This window comes from Gilliamella sp. ESL0441, from assembly GCF_019469185.1.
Taxonomy (GTDB): Bacteria; Pseudomonadota; Gammaproteobacteria; order Enterobacterales; family Orbaceae; genus Gilliamella.
This window is the reverse complement of the sequence record NZ_CP048264.1, coordinates 2,423,290-2,441,229: the sequence shown is the minus strand read 5'-3', so window position 1 is coordinate 2,441,229 and position 17,940 is coordinate 2,423,290. Positions and strand designations below refer to the sequence as shown.

At 34.4% G+C, this 17,940-nt stretch carries 17 protein-coding genes; 12 read left to right on the top strand and 5 right to left on the bottom strand.

The annotated features are described in order from the left end of the window. Positions 1-231: 231 nt before the first annotated feature. From GYM75_RS10835 to gltP, 5 genes are all read left to right on the top strand, one after another. A complete protein-coding gene (locus GYM75_RS10835) occupies positions 232-2,097 on the top strand; it encodes a penicillin-binding protein activator (protein WP_220215958.1) in 1,866 nt (621 codons plus the stop codon). Further along, complete coding sequence (locus tag GYM75_RS10830; RefSeq protein ID WP_220215957.1) at positions 2,063-2,434, top strand: YraN family protein; 372 nt, start codon at positions 2,063-2,065, stop codon at positions 2,432-2,434. The genes GYM75_RS10835 and GYM75_RS10830 overlap by 35 nt, the downstream gene beginning before the upstream one ends. A gap of 15 nt (positions 2,435-2,449) precedes the next feature. Next, the gene (locus GYM75_RS10825) at positions 2,450-3,025 is read left to right on the top strand and encodes an SIS domain-containing protein (protein WP_220215956.1); all 576 of its coding nucleotides are present in this window, start codon (positions 2,450-2,452) and stop codon (positions 3,023-3,025) included. 100 nt (positions 3,026-3,125) lie between these two features. After that, positions 3,126-5,822 (top strand): DNA topoisomerase (ATP-hydrolyzing) subunit A, encoded by a 2,697-nt coding sequence (gene gyrA, locus GYM75_RS10820; RefSeq protein ID WP_220215955.1) that lies wholly within the window; start codon positions 3,126-3,128, stop codon positions 5,820-5,822. Positions 5,823-5,912: 90 nt separating this feature from the next. Beyond that, positions 5,913-7,223 (top strand): glutamate/aspartate:proton symporter GltP, encoded by a 1,311-nt coding sequence (gene gltP / locus GYM75_RS10815; RefSeq protein WP_220217312.1) that lies wholly within the window; start codon positions 5,913-5,915, stop codon positions 7,221-7,223. A 126-nt stretch (positions 7,224-7,349) separates the two neighbouring features. Here the strand turns inward: gltP and rpmG are convergent, their stop codons facing one another. After that, positions 7,350-7,517, bottom strand: coding sequence for a 50S ribosomal protein L33 (rpmG, locus tag GYM75_RS10810; RefSeq protein WP_110442828.1), 168 nt, complete (start codon positions 7,515-7,517; stop codon positions 7,350-7,352). Positions 7,518-7,532: 15 nt separating this feature from the next. Then, the gene (rpmB, locus tag GYM75_RS10805; RefSeq protein ID WP_220215954.1) at positions 7,533-7,769 is read right to left on the bottom strand and encodes a 50S ribosomal protein L28; all 237 of its coding nucleotides are present in this window, start codon (positions 7,767-7,769) and stop codon (positions 7,533-7,535) included. 300 nt (positions 7,770-8,069) lie between these two features. Between rpmB and GYM75_RS10800 the strand changes: the two genes are divergently transcribed. The 7 genes from GYM75_RS10800 to argA all read left to right on the top strand — a co-directional run bounded on the left by GYM75_RS10800 (position 8,070) and on the right by argA (position 15,853). Continuing rightward, positions 8,070-8,969: a LysR family transcriptional regulator gene (locus GYM75_RS10800; RefSeq protein ID WP_220215953.1), complete on the top strand. Its 900-nt coding sequence runs from the start codon at positions 8,070-8,072 to the stop codon at positions 8,967-8,969. Positions 8,970-9,292: 323 nt separating this feature from the next. After that, a complete protein-coding gene (gene aroE / locus GYM75_RS10795; RefSeq protein WP_220215952.1) occupies positions 9,293-10,123 on the top strand; it encodes a shikimate dehydrogenase in 831 nt (276 codons plus the stop codon). Between the two features lie 141 nt (positions 10,124-10,264). Then, positions 10,265-10,618: a DUF1870 family protein gene (locus GYM75_RS10790; RefSeq protein ID WP_220215951.1), complete on the top strand. Its 354-nt coding sequence runs from the start codon at positions 10,265-10,267 to the stop codon at positions 10,616-10,618. 214 nt (positions 10,619-10,832) lie between these two features. Further along, a complete protein-coding gene (aroL, locus tag GYM75_RS10785; protein WP_220215950.1) occupies positions 10,833-11,345 on the top strand; it encodes a shikimate kinase AroL in 513 nt (170 codons plus the stop codon). Positions 11,346-11,635: 290 nt separating this feature from the next. Further along, entirely contained in the window at positions 11,636-12,835 is a 1,200-nt protein-coding gene (locus GYM75_RS10780) for an MFS transporter (RefSeq protein ID WP_220215949.1), read from the top strand. Positions 12,836-12,909: 74 nt separating this feature from the next. Further along, the gene (locus tag GYM75_RS10775; protein ID WP_220215948.1) at positions 12,910-14,190 is read left to right on the top strand and encodes an MFS transporter; all 1,281 of its coding nucleotides are present in this window, start codon (positions 12,910-12,912) and stop codon (positions 14,188-14,190) included. Between the two features lie 334 nt (positions 14,191-14,524). Then, entirely contained in the window at positions 14,525-15,853 is a 1,329-nt protein-coding gene (argA, locus tag GYM75_RS10770) for an amino-acid N-acetyltransferase (protein ID WP_220215947.1), read from the top strand. Between the two features lie 29 nt (positions 15,854-15,882). Here argA and mutH read toward each other — a convergent pair whose 3' ends face one another. The 3 genes from mutH to GYM75_RS10755 all read right to left on the bottom strand — a co-directional run bounded on the left by mutH (position 15,883) and on the right by GYM75_RS10755 (position 17,812). Next, on the bottom strand, positions 15,883-16,551 hold the full coding sequence (mutH, locus tag GYM75_RS10765) for a DNA mismatch repair endonuclease MutH (RefSeq protein WP_220215946.1): 669 nt from the start codon (positions 16,549-16,551) through the stop codon (positions 15,883-15,885). Between the two features lie 49 nt (positions 16,552-16,600). Continuing rightward, positions 16,601-17,149 (bottom strand): NADPH-dependent FMN reductase, encoded by a 549-nt coding sequence (locus tag GYM75_RS10760; RefSeq protein WP_220215945.1) that lies wholly within the window; start codon positions 17,147-17,149, stop codon positions 16,601-16,603. 78 nt (positions 17,150-17,227) lie between these two features. Beyond that, the gene (locus tag GYM75_RS10755; RefSeq protein ID WP_220215944.1) at positions 17,228-17,812 is read right to left on the bottom strand and encodes a Dps family protein; all 585 of its coding nucleotides are present in this window, start codon (positions 17,810-17,812) and stop codon (positions 17,228-17,230) included. Positions 17,813-17,940: the final 128 nt, after the last annotated feature.

Sequence of the window (17,940 nt, the reverse complement as noted above, 5' to 3'; positions counted from 1 at the left end):
TTTTAACCTAAAAAGCTTAATATTAGCGAATATTATTTGATAGGGTTTGAACAATGTAATTGTTTACTATATCGCAATGATTAGTTAGTAAAAATTTATATTTTTTTATCTTTATTTGCCCATAGTAACATTATTGGGCTTTAGTTTTGGCTAAATAACTTTATCATGATAGGGAAACGTTACCGTTCATGTACAAGGAATTTTAAAATAACAGTTTACACGAGAATAGGTATGAATATAAAACGATCTCTTTATACGATATTAATTTTAGCATTATTGACATTTCTGGCTGGATGTCCGAGTAATCTATCGAAACGCACTTCTGACTTTGATGATAGCAAAGATTCAAATTATTATTTATCTAAAGTAGAATCTAGTTCCGGTAATGCAAAAACGAATTGGCAATTATTAGCTGTTCGTGCATTAATACAAGAAAATAAAATTTCACAAGCTAACAAACTCTTATCTAGCTTACCTTCTGAGTTAAATTCTGAGCAACAAATTGAAAAAACTTTATCACAAGGTGAAATTGCTGTAAAAACTGGAAAAGGTTTTAAACTTGCTGATTTGTCCATCAATGAGTTAAATAATTCCCAACTATTTCGCTACTACACTATCAAACTAGCAATAGACAAAAAAAATAAAAATATAAATGCTCAAGTGCAAGATTACATTGAGTTAGGTAAATATGCTTCAAAAGGTCAACAAAAACAGATATTAAGTAGTACATGGAGTTTTTTTAACAAATTAAGAGTTGATCAGATTCGTAAAATAACTGTTTCAGCTGATGATATTATACTTCAAGGGTGGCTTGAGCTAAATTCTGTCTACCAAAAAAATAATAAAGGTGCAGCAAAACCGCAAGGCGAAAATTCTGAAATTATTGGTACTAATGAACAGAATCAAAAAGAACTATTTACACAAGCAATCCAAGATTGGGCAACTCGATACCCTAATCACCCTGCTATAGCTTTAGTATCAATGTTAACAGGAGAGCAAATGCTGACTGTTGCGGATGCAAATGCTAAAAAGGTTGCTTTATTATTACCATTGAACGGCTCTTCTCGAGTATTTGGTGAAACTATTCGTCAAGGCTATATCGATGCCATAAAATATTATCCGCAGGAACCTCAACAAAATATTGTTGTAGTAGACACAACTAGTGGGGCTTTAGATACATTGATACAACAAGCAAAAGAACAGAAAGTTGAGTTAATTGTCGGACCTTTACTAAAATCTGATGTAAATACTATAAAACAGTTAGCACCTAACATCCCCGTTTTGGCGTTAAATAAAATTGATAACAAAAATGCCTCATCTGCAAAAATGTGTTTTTTTGCTTTATCACCTGAAGATGAAGCTATTGATGCTGCAAACCATATCTTTTCAGAGAATAAAGTAAAACCACTATTATTAGTACCACAAAATGAACTAGGTAAACGAGTTGCTCAGAGTTTTGCAAAGCAATGGTCTCAATTATCTGTCAATAGTTCCCAAGCTTATGTTCAATATTTTGGTAATACTAAATCGTTAAGCGATAGCATGAATAATAATATAGGTATTAACTTAGTCGGATCTCCAATAATATTGAATGATGATTATGCTAATTCAACATCTTCTGTCAGTAATGCTTCTGATTTTGATGCAATTTATATTTATTCTTCTTATGATGAACTCACCCTGCTAAAACCAATGCTAGATATGGGGGCAAATAAGCCAATAGGAAATTCTTCAAAGAACGGTATAAATATTTATTCTAGCTCAAAAAGCCATGTGACTAATGCATCCAATGATTTTTATTATGACTTAAATCAGACACAATATGCAGAAATTCCTTTAATTATAAATCAATCAAACGCGACAATTGATTTACCAAGCAATATTCAAAAAGATTATTCGTTGATGCGTTTTTATGCGATGGGAGTTGATGCTTGGCGACTTGCAAATCGTTTTAATCAATTAAATTCACATCAATCTGATTTATTAGATGGTATGACTGGTCGATTATCAACGACAGATGGGTGTGAAGTGATTCGTTCATTGTCTTGGCAACAATACACCTATGGTGCAAGTACGTCTAACTCCGAAAATCAATAATAAGAAAATTGGTGAGCATTATGAAAATATTGCTTGCCAGTATCTGCTTGAGCAAGGTTTAACGCTTATAGCTAAAAATAGTCAATTTCGCTTTGGGGAACTTGATTTGGTTATGCGTGACAAACAATGTCTTGTTTTTATAGAAGTGCGCTATCGAAAAAATGCCCATTTTGGTCATGCAGAAATGACGATAACGCCTGATAAACAAAATAAAATTAAACAGGCAGCACAACTTTGGATGATCGCGCAAAATTTAAATATTGAAGAAACAGAATTTCGATTTGATGTATTTGCTATCACAGGAAAAAGCCAGCAATGGATTATTAATGCGTTTTAATATTTAGGTGAAGACGTGCAAGATTTAATTAAAAATTATTTTACAGAAAGTATTCAAACCCAAATTGTGATGGCTGAATCCTTAGGTTCCTCAATTGAGAAAGCGGCTAACATCATTGTTGAAGGATTACTCAATGGTAATAAAATTATGAGTTGTGGTAATGGCTCTTCGGCTGCGAATGTCCAAAGTTTTACTTCTCGATTAATTACCAGTATTGATATTGAAAGACCTAGTATCCCAGCTATCGCTTTAGTGTCTGATAATGTTTTATTAAGTGCAATTAAAAATCATGAAGAGATTTATGCACGTCAAATACAAGCATTAGGACAACAAGGCGATATATTAATCGTGGCAACTTGCCAAGGAAACAGTAAAGCAATCATCCGAGCTGTACAAGAAGCGGTCATTAAAGATATGAAAATTGTTGCTCTAACAGCTTTTGATGGTGGTGAGGTAATAGGTTTATTAGGTCAAAATGATATTGAAATTAGAATTCCGACCTACAAAAAAGTGATGGCTTATGAGATGCATGCTATGATTTTAAACTGTTTATGCCAATTAATTGAAAATACTTTGTTTAATCATACTTAATAATGAAAATAAAAACAGTTTAGTTCTGCAATAATAGCGAATAATATGCTATAATTATAAGCTGTTTTAATGATTTATATTAATAAGAGAACTTGGTGTTATGACCGAACTAGCCAAAGAAATAACTCCCGTTAACATTGAAGATGAACTAAAATCCTCTTACCTTGATTATGCTATGTCTGTAATCGTCGGGCGTGCACTGCCTGATGTTCGTGACGGTTTAAAGCCTGTTCACCGACGTGTTTTATTTGCCATGCATGAAGCGGGGTATGATTGGAATAAACCTTATCGAAAATCAGCTCGTGTAGTTGGGGATGTAATCGGTAAATACCATCCGCATGGTGACTCAGCTGTTTATGACACAATTGTACGTATGGCACAGCCATTTTCACTGCGTTATATGCTGGTTGATGGTCAAGGTAACTTCGGATCGGTTGATGGTGATTCGGCAGCAGCAATGCGTTATACCGAAATTCGTATGCAAAAGTTTGCAGGTGCATTACTGACAGATCTTGATAAAGAAACCGTCGATTTTTCACCGAACTATGACGGATCAGAAATGATTCCTGATGTGTTACCAACACGTATTCCTAACTTATTAATTAATGGATCATCAGGAATTGCTGTAGGTATGGCGACCAATATCCCACCGCATAACCTTACAGAAGTTATTAATGGATGCCTTGCTTATATTGAAGATGAAAATATCTCAATTGAAGGGTTAATGGAACATATTCAGGGGCCTGATTTTCCAACCGCAGCATTAATAAACGGTCGAAAAGGCATAGAAAATGCTTATCGTACTGGCCGTGGAATTATCTATATTCGTTCTAAAGCAACCATTGAAGTTGATGACCACAGTGGTCGTGAAACAATTATTGTTAATGAAATACCCTATCAAGTTAACAAGAAAAAACTCATCGAAAAAATTGCTGAATTAGTCAAAGATAAGAAAGTTGAAGGCATTTCTGCTTTGCGTGATGAATCGGATAAAGATGGCATGCGCATAGTCATCGAAATTAAACGAGATGCGGTGGGTGAAGTTGTACTGAATAATCTTTTCTCATTAACCCAATTACAAGTCTCGTTTGGTATCAATATGGTGGCTTTACATAAAGGTCAACCAAAGCTGTTAAATTTACGTGAAATGATCGAAGCTTTTGTGCTTCATCGTCGTGAGGTTGTAACACGTCGTACTATTTACGAATTGCGTAAAGCGCGTGAACGTGCTCATGTATTAGAAGGTCTAGCGATTGCACTTGCCAATATTGACCCTGTGATTGAATTAATTCGGGCAGCTGCAACACCAGCTGAAGCGAAAGGTAAACTTTTATCTCAAGCTTGGCAACTTGGAAATGTCGCGGCAATGCTTGAAAAAGCAGGCGATGATGCTGCTCGTCCAGAAGATTTGGCACCAGAATTCGGTATCCGTGACGGTCACTATTATCTTTCTGAGGCGCAAGCTCAAGCAATTTTAGATCTTCGTTTGCATCGTTTAACCGGACTTGAACATGAAAAAATTCTTGATGAATATAAAGAATTATTAGTTCAAATTGGTGAACTATTATATATTCTGGCAAGTCCTGAAAGATTAATGGAGGTGATACGTGAAGAGCTTGAAGCGATACGCGATCAGTTCCAAGATGCAAGACGAACGGAAATTACGGCAAGTAGTGCGGATATCAATATTGAAGATCTGATTGCACAAGAAGATGTTGTTGTTACCCTTTCTCATCAAGGGTATGTGAAATATCAACCGCTTTCAGACTATGAAGCCCAACGGCGTGGTGGTAAAGGTAAATCAGCAACCAAAATCAAAGAAGAAGATTTTGTTGAAAAATTATTAGTTGCTAATACCCATGACACTATTTTATGCTTCTCAAGCCGTGGTCGCTTATATTGGATGAAAGTTTATCAATTACCTGAGGCAAGTCGTGGATCTCGTGGTCGTCCAATTATTAATTTATTACCACTTGAAGAAAATGAACGTATCACCGCAATTTTACCCGTTCGGGAATTTGACGATGAACATTGCGTATTTATGGCGACTGCTCAAGGAACGGTGAAGAAAACTTCTCTTATTGAATTTAGTCGCCCACGTAGTGGTGGAATTATTGCAATCAACTTACGTGATGATGATGAGTTAATCGGTGTCGATTTAACGAGCAATGAATCATCAGTCATTGATGATGAAGAACTGAATGATGATGTAGTGAATGAAGACATTGAGTCAGATGATGACGAAATCACTCAAGTTTCTGATACGGAAGACATCATGTTGTTCTCTGCTAATGGTAAAGTTGTTCGCTTCCCAGCTAATAAAGTTCGAGCAATGGGGCGTACCGCTGCAGGTGTGCGTGGCATTAAACTTGAAAGTGATGATAAAGTAGTATCACTTATCGTTCCTCGAGGCAATGGTGCGATTTTAACCGCAACGCAAAATGGTTATGGTAAGCGTACTCAACAAGAGCTATATCCGACTAAATCGCGGGCAACAAAAGGGGTGATTTCGATCAAAGTTAGTGAACGAAATGGCGCTGTGGTTGGTGCCGTACAAGTGGATGAAACTGACCAAATCATGCTAATTACCGATGCCGGAACGTTAGTACGCACACGCGTTTCAGAAGTAAGTATTGTCGGTCGAAATACACAAGGTGTAAGGCTGATTCGCACAGCCGATAACGAAAAAGTTGTGGGTCTGCAACGAATAGCTGAAACTGAAGATGATGATGTGGAATCAGCATCATCGCAGCAGAACGAAGAGCTGAATAATTCTGCTCAGGAGTCCGAAGAATAATTTTTAATTATTAAGAAGGATTAGTTATACAGCTAGTCCTTTTTTATTTTAGAAAACCTCAAAAAGGAATAGTATTAAATGTCATTTTTAATGAAAAAAATATTATCAAATCTTGCATGGCAAATCTTTATAGCATTAATTCTAGGCGTGGCTGTAGGTGCTTATCTGTTTGAACTTTCTGATTCAAATCATCCTTTGCATTCGGATTACCAATTTTTAATCATCAATATCTTTCAACCAGCTGGGGATATTTTTATTCGCTTAATAAAAATGATTGTATTGCCAATTATTCTTAGTACTTTAACGTTAGGTATAGCAGGCATTGGTGGTTCAAAACGTTTAGGAATGCTTGGTTTTAAAACTATTCTTTATTTTGAAATTATTACTACTATTGCTATTTTGTTAGGCCTTTTTTGGGGAAATTTCTTTGCACCTGGCGCGGGAATTGATTCTTCAACGTTAGCCTCAGCAGATATGAGTAAATATACTAAAGCAGCTGAAGAACTTAGCGGTAAACCACATGGTTTAATTGTTATGATTTTAGACATGATTCCGGCTAATATCTTTAAAGCAATGTCTGATGGTGCAGTTTTACCTGTTATCTTCTTCTGTGTCTTTTTTGGTTTAGGCTTAATGTCTTTACCTGATAAACAGCGTGAGCCATTTTTATTCTTTTTAAAAGTGGTATCAGATACAATGTTTAAAGTAACAAATATGATTATGCGTTACGCACCTATTGGGGTATTTGCATTAATTACGGTAACTGTTGCCAAATATGGATTCGCTTCATTATTGCCATTACTGAAATTAATTTTAACTGTCTATTCAGCAATGATTATATTTACCTTGGTCATATTAGGTTTAGTTTGTAAAATGTGCCGATTTAATATTTTTACCTTATTAAAAATATTAAAAGAAGAACTCGTTATTGCATTTTCAACTGCAAGCTCTGAGACAGCTTTGCCTAAGATCATTGAAAAAATGGAAGCTTATGGTGCACCGAAAGCAATTACGAGTTTTGTTATTCCTACTGGATATTCATTTAATCTTGATGGTTCAACATTATATCAAAGTATAACTGTTATTTTTCTCGCGCAATTATCTGGTATGGATTTAAGCATTCTAGATCAAATTATCATCGTTATAACATTGATGATAGCGTCAAAAGGGATTGCTGGTGTACCAGGTGCCTCAATTTTGGTACTTTCGGCGACTTTGGGCAGTATTGATATACCGCTTGATTATATTGGCTATATCATGGGCGTTGAGCGTATATTAGACATGGGACGCACCGTGGTTAATGTGGTTGGTAATGCCTTAGCGGCTATTGTTATTGCACGCTGGGAACATGTATTTGATGATAAAAAAGCAAGAGCATATGAGCAAGAATATTTAAAATAAGACATCATTTAATTTATAAAGCTTTAGTTGAAACTGGAGCTTTTTTATTAATTTATCTAATTTAATTTTCACAATTATAGATATAAAAAAACCCAGCTAAGCTGGGTTTTTGGTATTTATCTAAAACTATTTGATTTTAGCTTCTTTATAGACAACATGCTGACGAATAACAGGATCGTATTTTTTGATCTCCATTTTTTCAGGCATGGTTCTTTTATTTTTGCTAGTGGTATAAAAATGACCTGTACCAGCAGAAGAAACTAATCTAATTTTTTCGCGTACACCTTTTGCCATGATAGGGTTTCCTTATTAGTACTTTTCACCACGGGCACGAAGTTCAGCTAAAACTGCATCAATACCCTTTTTATCGATAGTACGCATACCTTTAGCTGATACACGTAATTTTACAAAACGTTTTTCACTCTCAACCCAAAAACGGTGAGTTTGAAGATTTGGTAGAAAACGACGTTTAGTAGCATTCATCGCATGAGAACGATTATTCCCTACTAAAGGTTTTTTTCCTGTTACTTGGCATACTCGTGACATGTCAATAATTCTCCGAAATTTCTATGCTTAAGCCTTGGGCGTAATATGTTAATGGAATTAACCTCGTCAGGCTTTTAGTTTGCTGCAGCTCTATTTGAGAAGCAGTCTCACCTCTCACACTACACCCACAATAATGAGGTAGCGAAGTATACGCTTTTATCGGCAAATTCTCAAGTATTATCTTGTTTAAGAAAAAAATAAGTTTAAATTTAACTGAGTTAAATAAAATACAAATATTGTGTTAATAGAAAATTCTCCTATACTGTCTTTTGTATAAATAAGTAAAGAGAGTTTGATGACATGAATCTTAAACAACTAAAATATTTCCAAGTACTTGCAAAAACTCAACATTACACATTAACATCAGAATATTTTTCAATCAGTCAGCCAAGCCTTAGTCATTCTATATCAGAACTGGAAAAAGAGGTTGGGATTAAATTATTTCAAAAAAGAGGCCGAAATGTTGAGCTAACAAAAGAAGGTAAACAATATCTTACTTATGTAGAACAAGCTCTAACGGCATTATCAGAAGGTGAACAGTTTGTTAAAGAGTTAACCAGTGTTTCACATGGTCATATTGGACTTGCTTTTATCTATTCGATTAGCTCCAATTATATTCCAAAAATTATTAAGGCATTTTTAGCTCAACCTGAAAATAAAGATATTACTTTCTCTTTTTATGAAGGGATGTCACAAAATATCATTGAAGGTTTAAGAGACAAAAAATACGAGATAGCCATCTGTTCACGCTTACAAGATGAACCTGATGTTCATTTTCAAAAATTAACTAAACAAGAGTTAGTTTTTATTATCTCTAATGATCATCCTTTATCTAAGCGTAAAAAACTTGATTTAAAAGACTTAATTCATGAACCCCTTATTTTATTTACAGAACGAAGTGGGATGAAAAGTGTGATCGATGACATGTTAAATAAAACGGGCATTAAGCCGAACATAGCTTGTCATGTAGAAACAGAAAGCGCCATGATGGGATTAGTCTCGATTAATTATGGTATCGGTATTATGCCGAGAGTACATATACCTGAAGAATTCAATGTAACATTAGTACCAATGAGCAAAAATTATCAAAAAAGAGATATATTTATTGCGACAATGGAAAATAGACCATTATTACCGGCAGCCCAGAAGTTTTATCATTTCTTAATTGAACACAGTGACGATGCGATTTTTGGTCGATAAATTTAATCTATTAGCATAAATTTATTGTAAGGGATTTGATATCATCAGAATAATGATAAGGTTTGTCGTGTGATTAGCCTTATCAATTATTTTCATCAAAAAATATAAAAAGTTTATTATCGATGAATTTTCTAATCAATTTAACATTGCTTTTACTCATCAAATTTAAATTCTATATATTAAACAAATTGTTATAAAACAAATCATTAAGGGTGTCTATAATTTTAGAAAAAATGATTTAATTTTATAATAAATATGCTTTAATACAGTGAATGACAGAATTAATTTATTCGGTTTAATTTTCTAACTTTCAAGGAGATTATATGAGCCAGTTTACGCCCTATAGCATTTACGGCATTATCGGTTACCCTTTAGGACATAGTCTGAGTCCTCTAATTCATACTACATCATTTCAAGATTATGGCATTCCTGCGGTTTTGGTTCCATTCTCAACACCTCCCGAAGATATTACTACGCTTTTTAAATCTGTAAAATTATTAAATATTCGCGGGTTATGTGTCACAATTCCACATAAGCAAGCTATTATTCCTTATTTAGATGAAGTGACTGAACATGTCAAAAAAGCAGGCGCCGCAAATCTAGTTTATTGGGATGGTGATAAGCTTTGTGGTGATAACACAGATATTGTTGGTTTTATGCAACCTCTTCAGGAAAAGCAGTTACCTCCACAATACAAAAAAGTGCTATTACTTGGCGCAGGTGGTGCAGCTCGAGCTGCGGTAGTTGGCTTACATGATCTAGGTTATACCGATATTACTGTTACGGATATTGTAACGGATTTGCCGTCAGAACTTGCTAAAGAATTTAATTTAAAAACGGTTGCTTGGGAAGATCGAGATAAAGTTGAAGCGCAAATTATTATCAACTCTACGCCATTAGGTATGAAAGGTAAATTTGAAGACCAGACACCTTATGAATATTCTTGGTTCAAAGGAAAAGGTGTTGCATACGACATTGTTTATACACCGTATCATACCCGTTTCAGACAAGAGGCCGAAAAAGCAGGATGGGAATCAATATCAGGAAGGGAAATGTTTATTGGTCAAGCTAATGCCCAATTCAAAATTTGGACAGGAAAAGATTTATCTGACCGGGCAAAACAAGCTGTTATAGATGCTTTAGCCGAGAAATAAGTATTTGTCTGACATGATACACATTTAATAACAAAACATTATTAAATGTGTTAGTGAAAACTATTTATGCAATGCACGATAAAAATTCCTATGAATTCTAATCTATTGTATAAATTTAGTATGTTATTAGAAGGAGTAATTATGACTAACCTAGAATTGCAAGCTTATCGCCGTTTTCTTATGCTAAAAGTGCCAGAAGCAAGCGAATATATTGGTAAAACAGATGCAAAAACTTGGCACGATTGGGAAAAAGGCATAGAACCTGTACCGGAATTTGTGGCTAATGCAATGAAAGCGCTAAAAAAGCTACGTACTGATAAAGTAAATATTATCATCAATAGTATCAATGATAGGGTTGGAAGTAATACTATTCGTTATTTCATGACATTTGAAGAATTTAATAAGGTAAATCCAGATCTGGATGTCATACAATGGCGCTTACATCAATCAATTGCAACGGAACTTTATTTTCGTGGTTTAGAAAAACTGTGTTAGTGGATTATCGATCAATCTATTACTTCATTAAAGGAATCAAATAAATGGTGTAAATTTTTATTTACGAAAAAATGACAAAGCATTAAGTTAAATTGATAAAAATCAATGATGTTTTTTTTGATAAACAATATGTAAAAAAAATGTTGCAAAAACTGTAGTGAATCACTAGCATAGTCAATATATTCTTCAATCTGTAAATATGAAAGGATCTAATATGAATAAGACAATTTTTTTAGTTGGTGCAAGAGCAGCAGGTAAAACAACTATAGGAAAAATGCTTGCAAATAAGCTGTCATTTTCTTTCGTTGATACAGATTGCCATTTACTTGAAACCACCCAAAAAACTGTTGCAGAAATCGTCGAAAAAGAGGGGTGGGATGGATTTAGAGCAAGAGAAAGTCAAGTCCTGATTGATACCGCCAAACCGTCACATGTCATCGCAACTGGAGGTGGGATGGTACTGGCTGAGCATAATCGCGATTTTATGAAGCAAAATGGGATAGTAATCTTTTTATCTGCTCCTGCGGTAACGTTAGCCGCACGCTTAATGAAAGATCCTAATGTCGCTCAAAGACCATCTTTAACAGGTTTATCCATCGTTGATGAAATGGAAAAAGTATTAGCTGATAGATTACCTTTATATCATGATGCTGCACACCATGTAGTCAATGTTGATCAAGACGAAAGTCAAATTCTTAGTGAAATTCTTCAAATTCTGCATAACTAATATAATATTCTCTTCCTTTCTTCCAAAGTGCCACATTTAATGTGGTATTTTTTTATAAAAAAAAAGAATAAATTCTTAAAATACTATAGAATAAATTTATTTTTTGGTTCGCATATTAATCAATACTATATTTTTATATTTATGAATTTATTAGAATCTATAAATAAATGTGACCAGCGTTAAAGTTTAGCAATAAAATTATACTTATCTCTTTTAGATTCAGATTGATGATTGTATATTGAAAGCAGTTACAGTTTATATTTTTAATTTTTAGCTATGGAGTACTACCAATGGATAATCGAAAGGTCAATTCTTATGGGATTGTCGGCTCTATTTACGCAAATTACATTATACAAAGTATTGCATTAATCGTAATTATGCAATTTTCAAATGATCTTTCAAAACAACTCAATACCGATATTGTTAAACTTGGCTATGTTGCTTCTGGTATTGGGATAGGAAAAATATCTTTGATGCTAGCTGGTGGAATCTTGTCAGATATATTTGGTCGTAAACTTTTTATCTATTTAGGTATGGCATGTTATGTAATCTTTTTTGTAGGCATGACTTTTTGCACTGACATTCATATCGCCTTTTGTCTCGCTATTGCTATTGGTGCTGGAAACTCATGTTTAGATACTGGCTCTATGCCTACATTAACTGAGTGTTTTCCTCGATCAGCAGGTTCTGCTAGTGTATTGATTAAAGCGTTCATTTCAATTGGAACATTAATATTACCTTTCATCGTTACCTTTTTTGGTGAATATCATATCTGGTATGGTTGGGCATTTCTTTCTTTTGCTGCATTTTTAATAATCAATGGAATATTGCTTGCACCAACCCAATTTCCTTCTAAAAAGATTGCTATTACGGGGTGTGAAGGAACTGATAATTATTTTAAAGATACCCCAAAATTTGCTATTGAAGGTGTGCTATTAATCATCATGGGGTTTACCACCACAGCAACATTTTTGGTCATTTCACAATGGTTGCCAACCATAGCGGTTCAAGGTGTGAATATGGATGAATTTGAAGCTAACCAGTTGATTAGCTATTATAGCGGAGCATCAATTATTTCTGTGTTTGTTACTGCATTTATAGTCAAATATTTTTTAAAGCCAATAGATTGCATCATTATTCTTCCTGCTCTATCCGCTCTTGTGCTTATTCTTTTCTATTTCAATATATCTTCGGAGATGTGTTTTTTTGTTGCTATTGGAATGGGGTTTACTGCTGCAGGTGGTGTACTTCAATTAACGTTAGTTGTCATGCAACAATTATTTCCAACACGTAAAGGTATTGCCGTTGGTTGTATGTATACTTTTAGCGGATTCTCTTTTACTGTTATTCCATTGATAGTGCCTAAATTAGCGAAAATTGATGTACGTTATGCCATTTTAACCGATTTTGTTATTGCGCTGACTAGTGTGGTATTAGCGCTGATTGTCTATTTCCGTTTTAACAAAGTGATAGATATGAAAAAAATTTAAAACTCAATGTTATTTACATGATGAGTAAAATTTATTTTAGTGTTTTGAAAATTAATTTATACAGGAAATAATAAATGAAAAATAGATATTTAGGCACTTCGATCTGTTTATATATAAACTACTTTGTGCATGGAATGGGGGCAATAATACTTGGTTTGAATATTGATTATTTAGCTGCTCAGTTTAATCCTGACATTGCTTACTTATTTAATATTGCGCAAGATGCACTTACTCCTGAACAAACTGACTTAATAGGCAAGGCAAAAAAGAGTGTTTATGATGTCATGATGGGGTTAGGCGTGGGGCGCTTGTTAGTCCTATTTGTTATGGGAACGTTATCCGATAAGTATGGGCGAAAACCTTTCATTGCGTTAGGCGGATTATTTTATATTGGTTTTTTAGTTGGTATTTTGGTTAGCCCAAGTTTTGAAATTGCCTTTATGTTTGCGGTGTTAGGCGGTATTGCTAATTCAACACTTGATGCTGGTACTTATCCTGCATTAATGGAAGCTTTTCCAAAATCGCCTGGCTCTGCATCGATATTAACTAAAGCAGCGATTGCCGCAGGTCAATCGGTACTACCTATCATTATGGGTATTATTATGGCGAGTGAAGGATATTACGGTTGGTCATTTATCTTATGTTGTATTATTCTCGCATTAAATGCATTAGTTGTACTGAAAATGCCATTCCCAAATCATAAAATCACACCAGAACAAGAAGAAAAAGATTTACAAACGATTACTGAAGAAGCGCCAACTTTAAAACATAAATCAAATTTTTGGATTGAAGGTATCTGTTTTATTGTGATTGGTTTTACCTCTACCGCAACATTTTATTTGGTTTCTTCATGTTTAAAGGATTTCTCTCAAACTGTCGCTGGTATGGATGCAGCAGGAGCGGTTAAGGCATTCTCTTCGTATGGTCTAGGTACCCTTGCTAGTGTCTTTTTAACTTCAATATTGGTCAAAAGTTTAATTAAACCTGTATATATTGTGGTTGTCTATCCGCTGTTATCTATGTTAATGCTTATCGGATTGTATCTCAATCCAACACCAACAATGTGTATTGTCGGAGGATTTGTGCTTGGTTTCACAGCTGCAGGCGGTGTATTACAACTTGCATTAACGACCATGGCTGAATTTTTTCCATCAGGAAAGGGTAAAGTATTGGGCATTTTCTTCACTTCATCGAGCGTTGCAACGACAGTCATTCCCTTTTTAATTGGCTGGATATCTACAAATTTTGGTTTAAGATATATCATGTTAAGTGATGCAATCATTGCAGGTTTAGGTACATTACTAGCGGTTGTCGTATTAATGCGCTATCGTATGATCTTTAATATTAATAAATAAACGATTTAATAAAAATTTAAGGGATGTTGATATTAATTATGACAAAAAACGATGAATAAATAATACTCGTTTTTTAGTGCATTACTTAAATTTATTCTCAGTTTAAAAAGCATACAATAATGGTATGCTTTTTTTATACGTTGATTTTGTTTGTTGTTACCACTTTTAATAAAATTTTGATAAACAACACACTGTTGAATACAGGTTTTTCTTTTGGTACTTAACTTGTGATTTTATCTTGTCAAAATTTTATCAAATATTGCTTGCTTATTGTTCGTAAATAAATAAAAATACAAAAAATATGAATAAATATTCAATTTAGGTGATTGCGAAAATGAAAGAGCGAACAACCGAGTTAGTTGAAGGATTAAGGCATTCTGTACCTTATATCAATGCTCATCATGGAAAAACTTTTGTTATCCTATTAACAGGAGCTGTGCTAAAAAGTAATAATTATTCAAGTATTATTAGTGATATTGGATTGCTGTACAGTCTTGGAATCAAATTGGTTATTGTCAATGGAGCACGCAATCAAATTGATGAATCACTTAAAAATCACAATATTGAGCCGAAATACCACAAAAACACCCGAATTACAGATGCCGTTACTTTGGATATTATTAAGCAAGTAACAGGCATGTTACAACTGAATATTACTGCCAGTTTATCAATGAGTTTGAATAATACCCCATTACAAGGTGCTCATATTAATGTTGTCAGCGGTAATTTTGTTATTGCTCAACCCTTAGGAATAGACGAGGGAATTGATTATTGCCATACGGGTAAAATTCGTCGTATTAATAGTGAGGCAATTGATGAGCAACTCAATCGTGGTTCGATTGTGCTATTAGGGCCGGTTGGTGTATCGGTGACAGGAGAAAGCTTCAATTTAGCTTCAGAAGATGTTGCTGCCGAAGTGGCGATTCGAATCAAAGCTGATAAGTTAATCAGCTTTTGTGCTGAGCAAGGTGTGCTTGATGAGCAAGGTAAAGTCATTACGGATCTTTTTCCAATCGATGCTGACAACTATGTCAATTGTAAACAGCAATTAGGTAAATATCTATCTAGTGAAGCTCGCTTTTTGAAAGCTGCTTCAAAAGCCTGTCGAAATGGCGTTAGGCGTAGTCATTTAGTTAGCTATCTAATTGATGGTGCTATTTTACAAGAACTATTTTCACGTGATGGTATTGGTACCCAAGTTGCTAAAGAGCATTCTGAACAAATTCGCTTAGCGACCATTAACGATATTGGTGGTATTTTAGAATTGATTCGTCCGTTAGAAGAACAAGGTATTTTAGTTAAGCGTTCACGAGAGCAGTTGGAAATGGAAATTGATAAATTCACGATTATTGAGCGTGACAATATGACTATCGGTTGTGCAGCGCTTTATCCCTATCAAGAAGAAAAAATGGGTGAAATGGCATGTGTTGCTATTCATCCTGATTATCGCAATTCATCCAGAGGTGATTTGTTGATTAGCACGGTTGCAAGTAGAGCACAAAATTTAGGACTTAATAAAATCTTTGTGCTAACAACGCGTAGTATTCATTGGTTTAGAGAAAAGGGCTTTAACCCAGCAGAAGTTGATGATTTACCGATTAAAAAAAAGCAACTTTATAATTATCAACGTAACTCCAAAATTTTAATGCTTGATATTATTTAAATTCTTTTCTTAGAATCAGGATGATAGTATTAGTAAGTAGCGTTGTGTAAAATTTGCTTGGTGAAAGACTTTTTAAGATAGAAGCCACGTGGACGTGTTAAAATAGTTTGACCATTTTCTCCTACCGCTTCGGTTAAAGCTTTACCGTTTGCTGCTTTAGGTCTTATTTGTAAATATGTGCCATAATGTGCTGTAATTTTTTCAACATGACCTAATGCAATCATATCCATCAGTTCTTGCCAATCTTGTTTGAGTTGCTGTTCTTGTTCTTTTGTGGGTATCCATAAAATAGGACTGCCAACTTTACGATTGGCAAGTGGGATAGATCTTTCCCCTTCGATTGGGATCCAAAGTACTTTAGATAATTTATATCTCACATGACTTGTTTCCCAAATTACCCCATGATTTGCCATTAATGGTGCTACACTGACAAAGGTCGTTTCTAATGGTTTACCATGCATATCAATTGGAATTGTTTTTAGTTCGATGCCCAAATTACTAAAATCTCGTTCAGCTTTACTACCGGCATTGGCTCCCAAAAACGTTTCAATAAGATTGCCAACCCATCCTTTTTGTTTAGTCAAATTGTCAGGAATTGGCATGCCTAAATATTGAGCAATTTCACCAAATGTATATCCAGCAACAAGTTTTGCTCGATCTAATAACTCTTGTTCGTTGCTTGGAAAAAATATTGCCATTTATAAACGCTATCATCTAATAATTATGCCTACCTAAAATGATAAAGGATTAGCTTAATTTTTCAACCCATACTGCGTAAGCTTGAATAATTGATGAAAGAAATTCTCGGGTTTTTTCTGCAATATTACCATTCGCATCGAAAGTGGCACTGATACCACCAATATAAGCTTCAGGCTGTTGTAAAGTTGGCATATCAAGAAAAACTAGTGACTGACGTAGTTGATGATTAGCGCCAAAACCGCCAATTGCACCTTGTGATACCGAAATTACTGCCGCTGGTTTTTTTGCCCAGACATTTTTACCATAAGGACGTGAGCCGACATCAATTGCATTTTTAATCACAGCCGGTAAACCTCGGTTATATTCAGGTGTGACAAAAATTACGCCTTGGCAATCCGCTATTTCGTTGCGAAATAAAGTGTAAGATGCTGGTGGGGTATCGGTATCAATATCTTCATTATAAAAGGGAAGATCGCCAATTTCGATTAAATATAAGGAAAGTGAAGAAGGGGCAATTTCTTTAAGGATTTTAGCTACTTTTAAATTATATGAACCTTTACGTAAACTACCAACGAGCACTGCAATTTTTTTACTCATTTTGGGTCCCCTTAAATTGAAATTAAGAGACACATTAAGTGTCTCTTAATTATAATACCAAAAAATTATTACAGTTCTTTAATGTCCTGATGAATCCAATTTACGTCCTGTCTCAAATAGGAACCAAGCTCGTCTTTCTGATTGGTCAATCCATTCTTCAATTAAGCTTGCTGTTGCTGAATCATTGTATTTATCACAAATATCATGAGCAACACGCATTCGTTCTGTTAATCTAATATTATCTTGACAAAGTTCAGCAAGCATATCAGACGGCTCAACAAAATCTGCATTATTGTCAGAAATACTTTGTAATTTAGAGATGTGACTAATTGAACGCAAAGTTGTTCCGCCCAATTTACGTACACGTTCAGCAATAGGATCAGTCATTGCAAATAGTTGATCACCATGATCGTCTAACATTAAATGGTAATCACGAAAATGTGGACCACTGACATGCCAATGGAAGTTTTTAGTTTTTAAATACAAAGCAAAGACATCGGCTAATACAGAATTCATTGCTCCAGAGATATCTTTAGATGCTTTTTGACCTAAATCAGTTGGAAATAAAATAGCAGATTGTTGTAGTTTTTTTGCTGCAGCCGTATTTTTAGCAGATAACGGTTTTTTTGTAGTCGTTTTTTTGGAAGTAGTACTTTTAGCCATCTAATATTCTCCTATAGGTGAATTGTAAAATTGCTTAACTTTCCTATACCAAATTACGCCAAGTCTTAACTAAAGTCCAATCAAAATGAGCTGTTTTTGGCTATTACTGCTATTTCAGCAGTCTATGG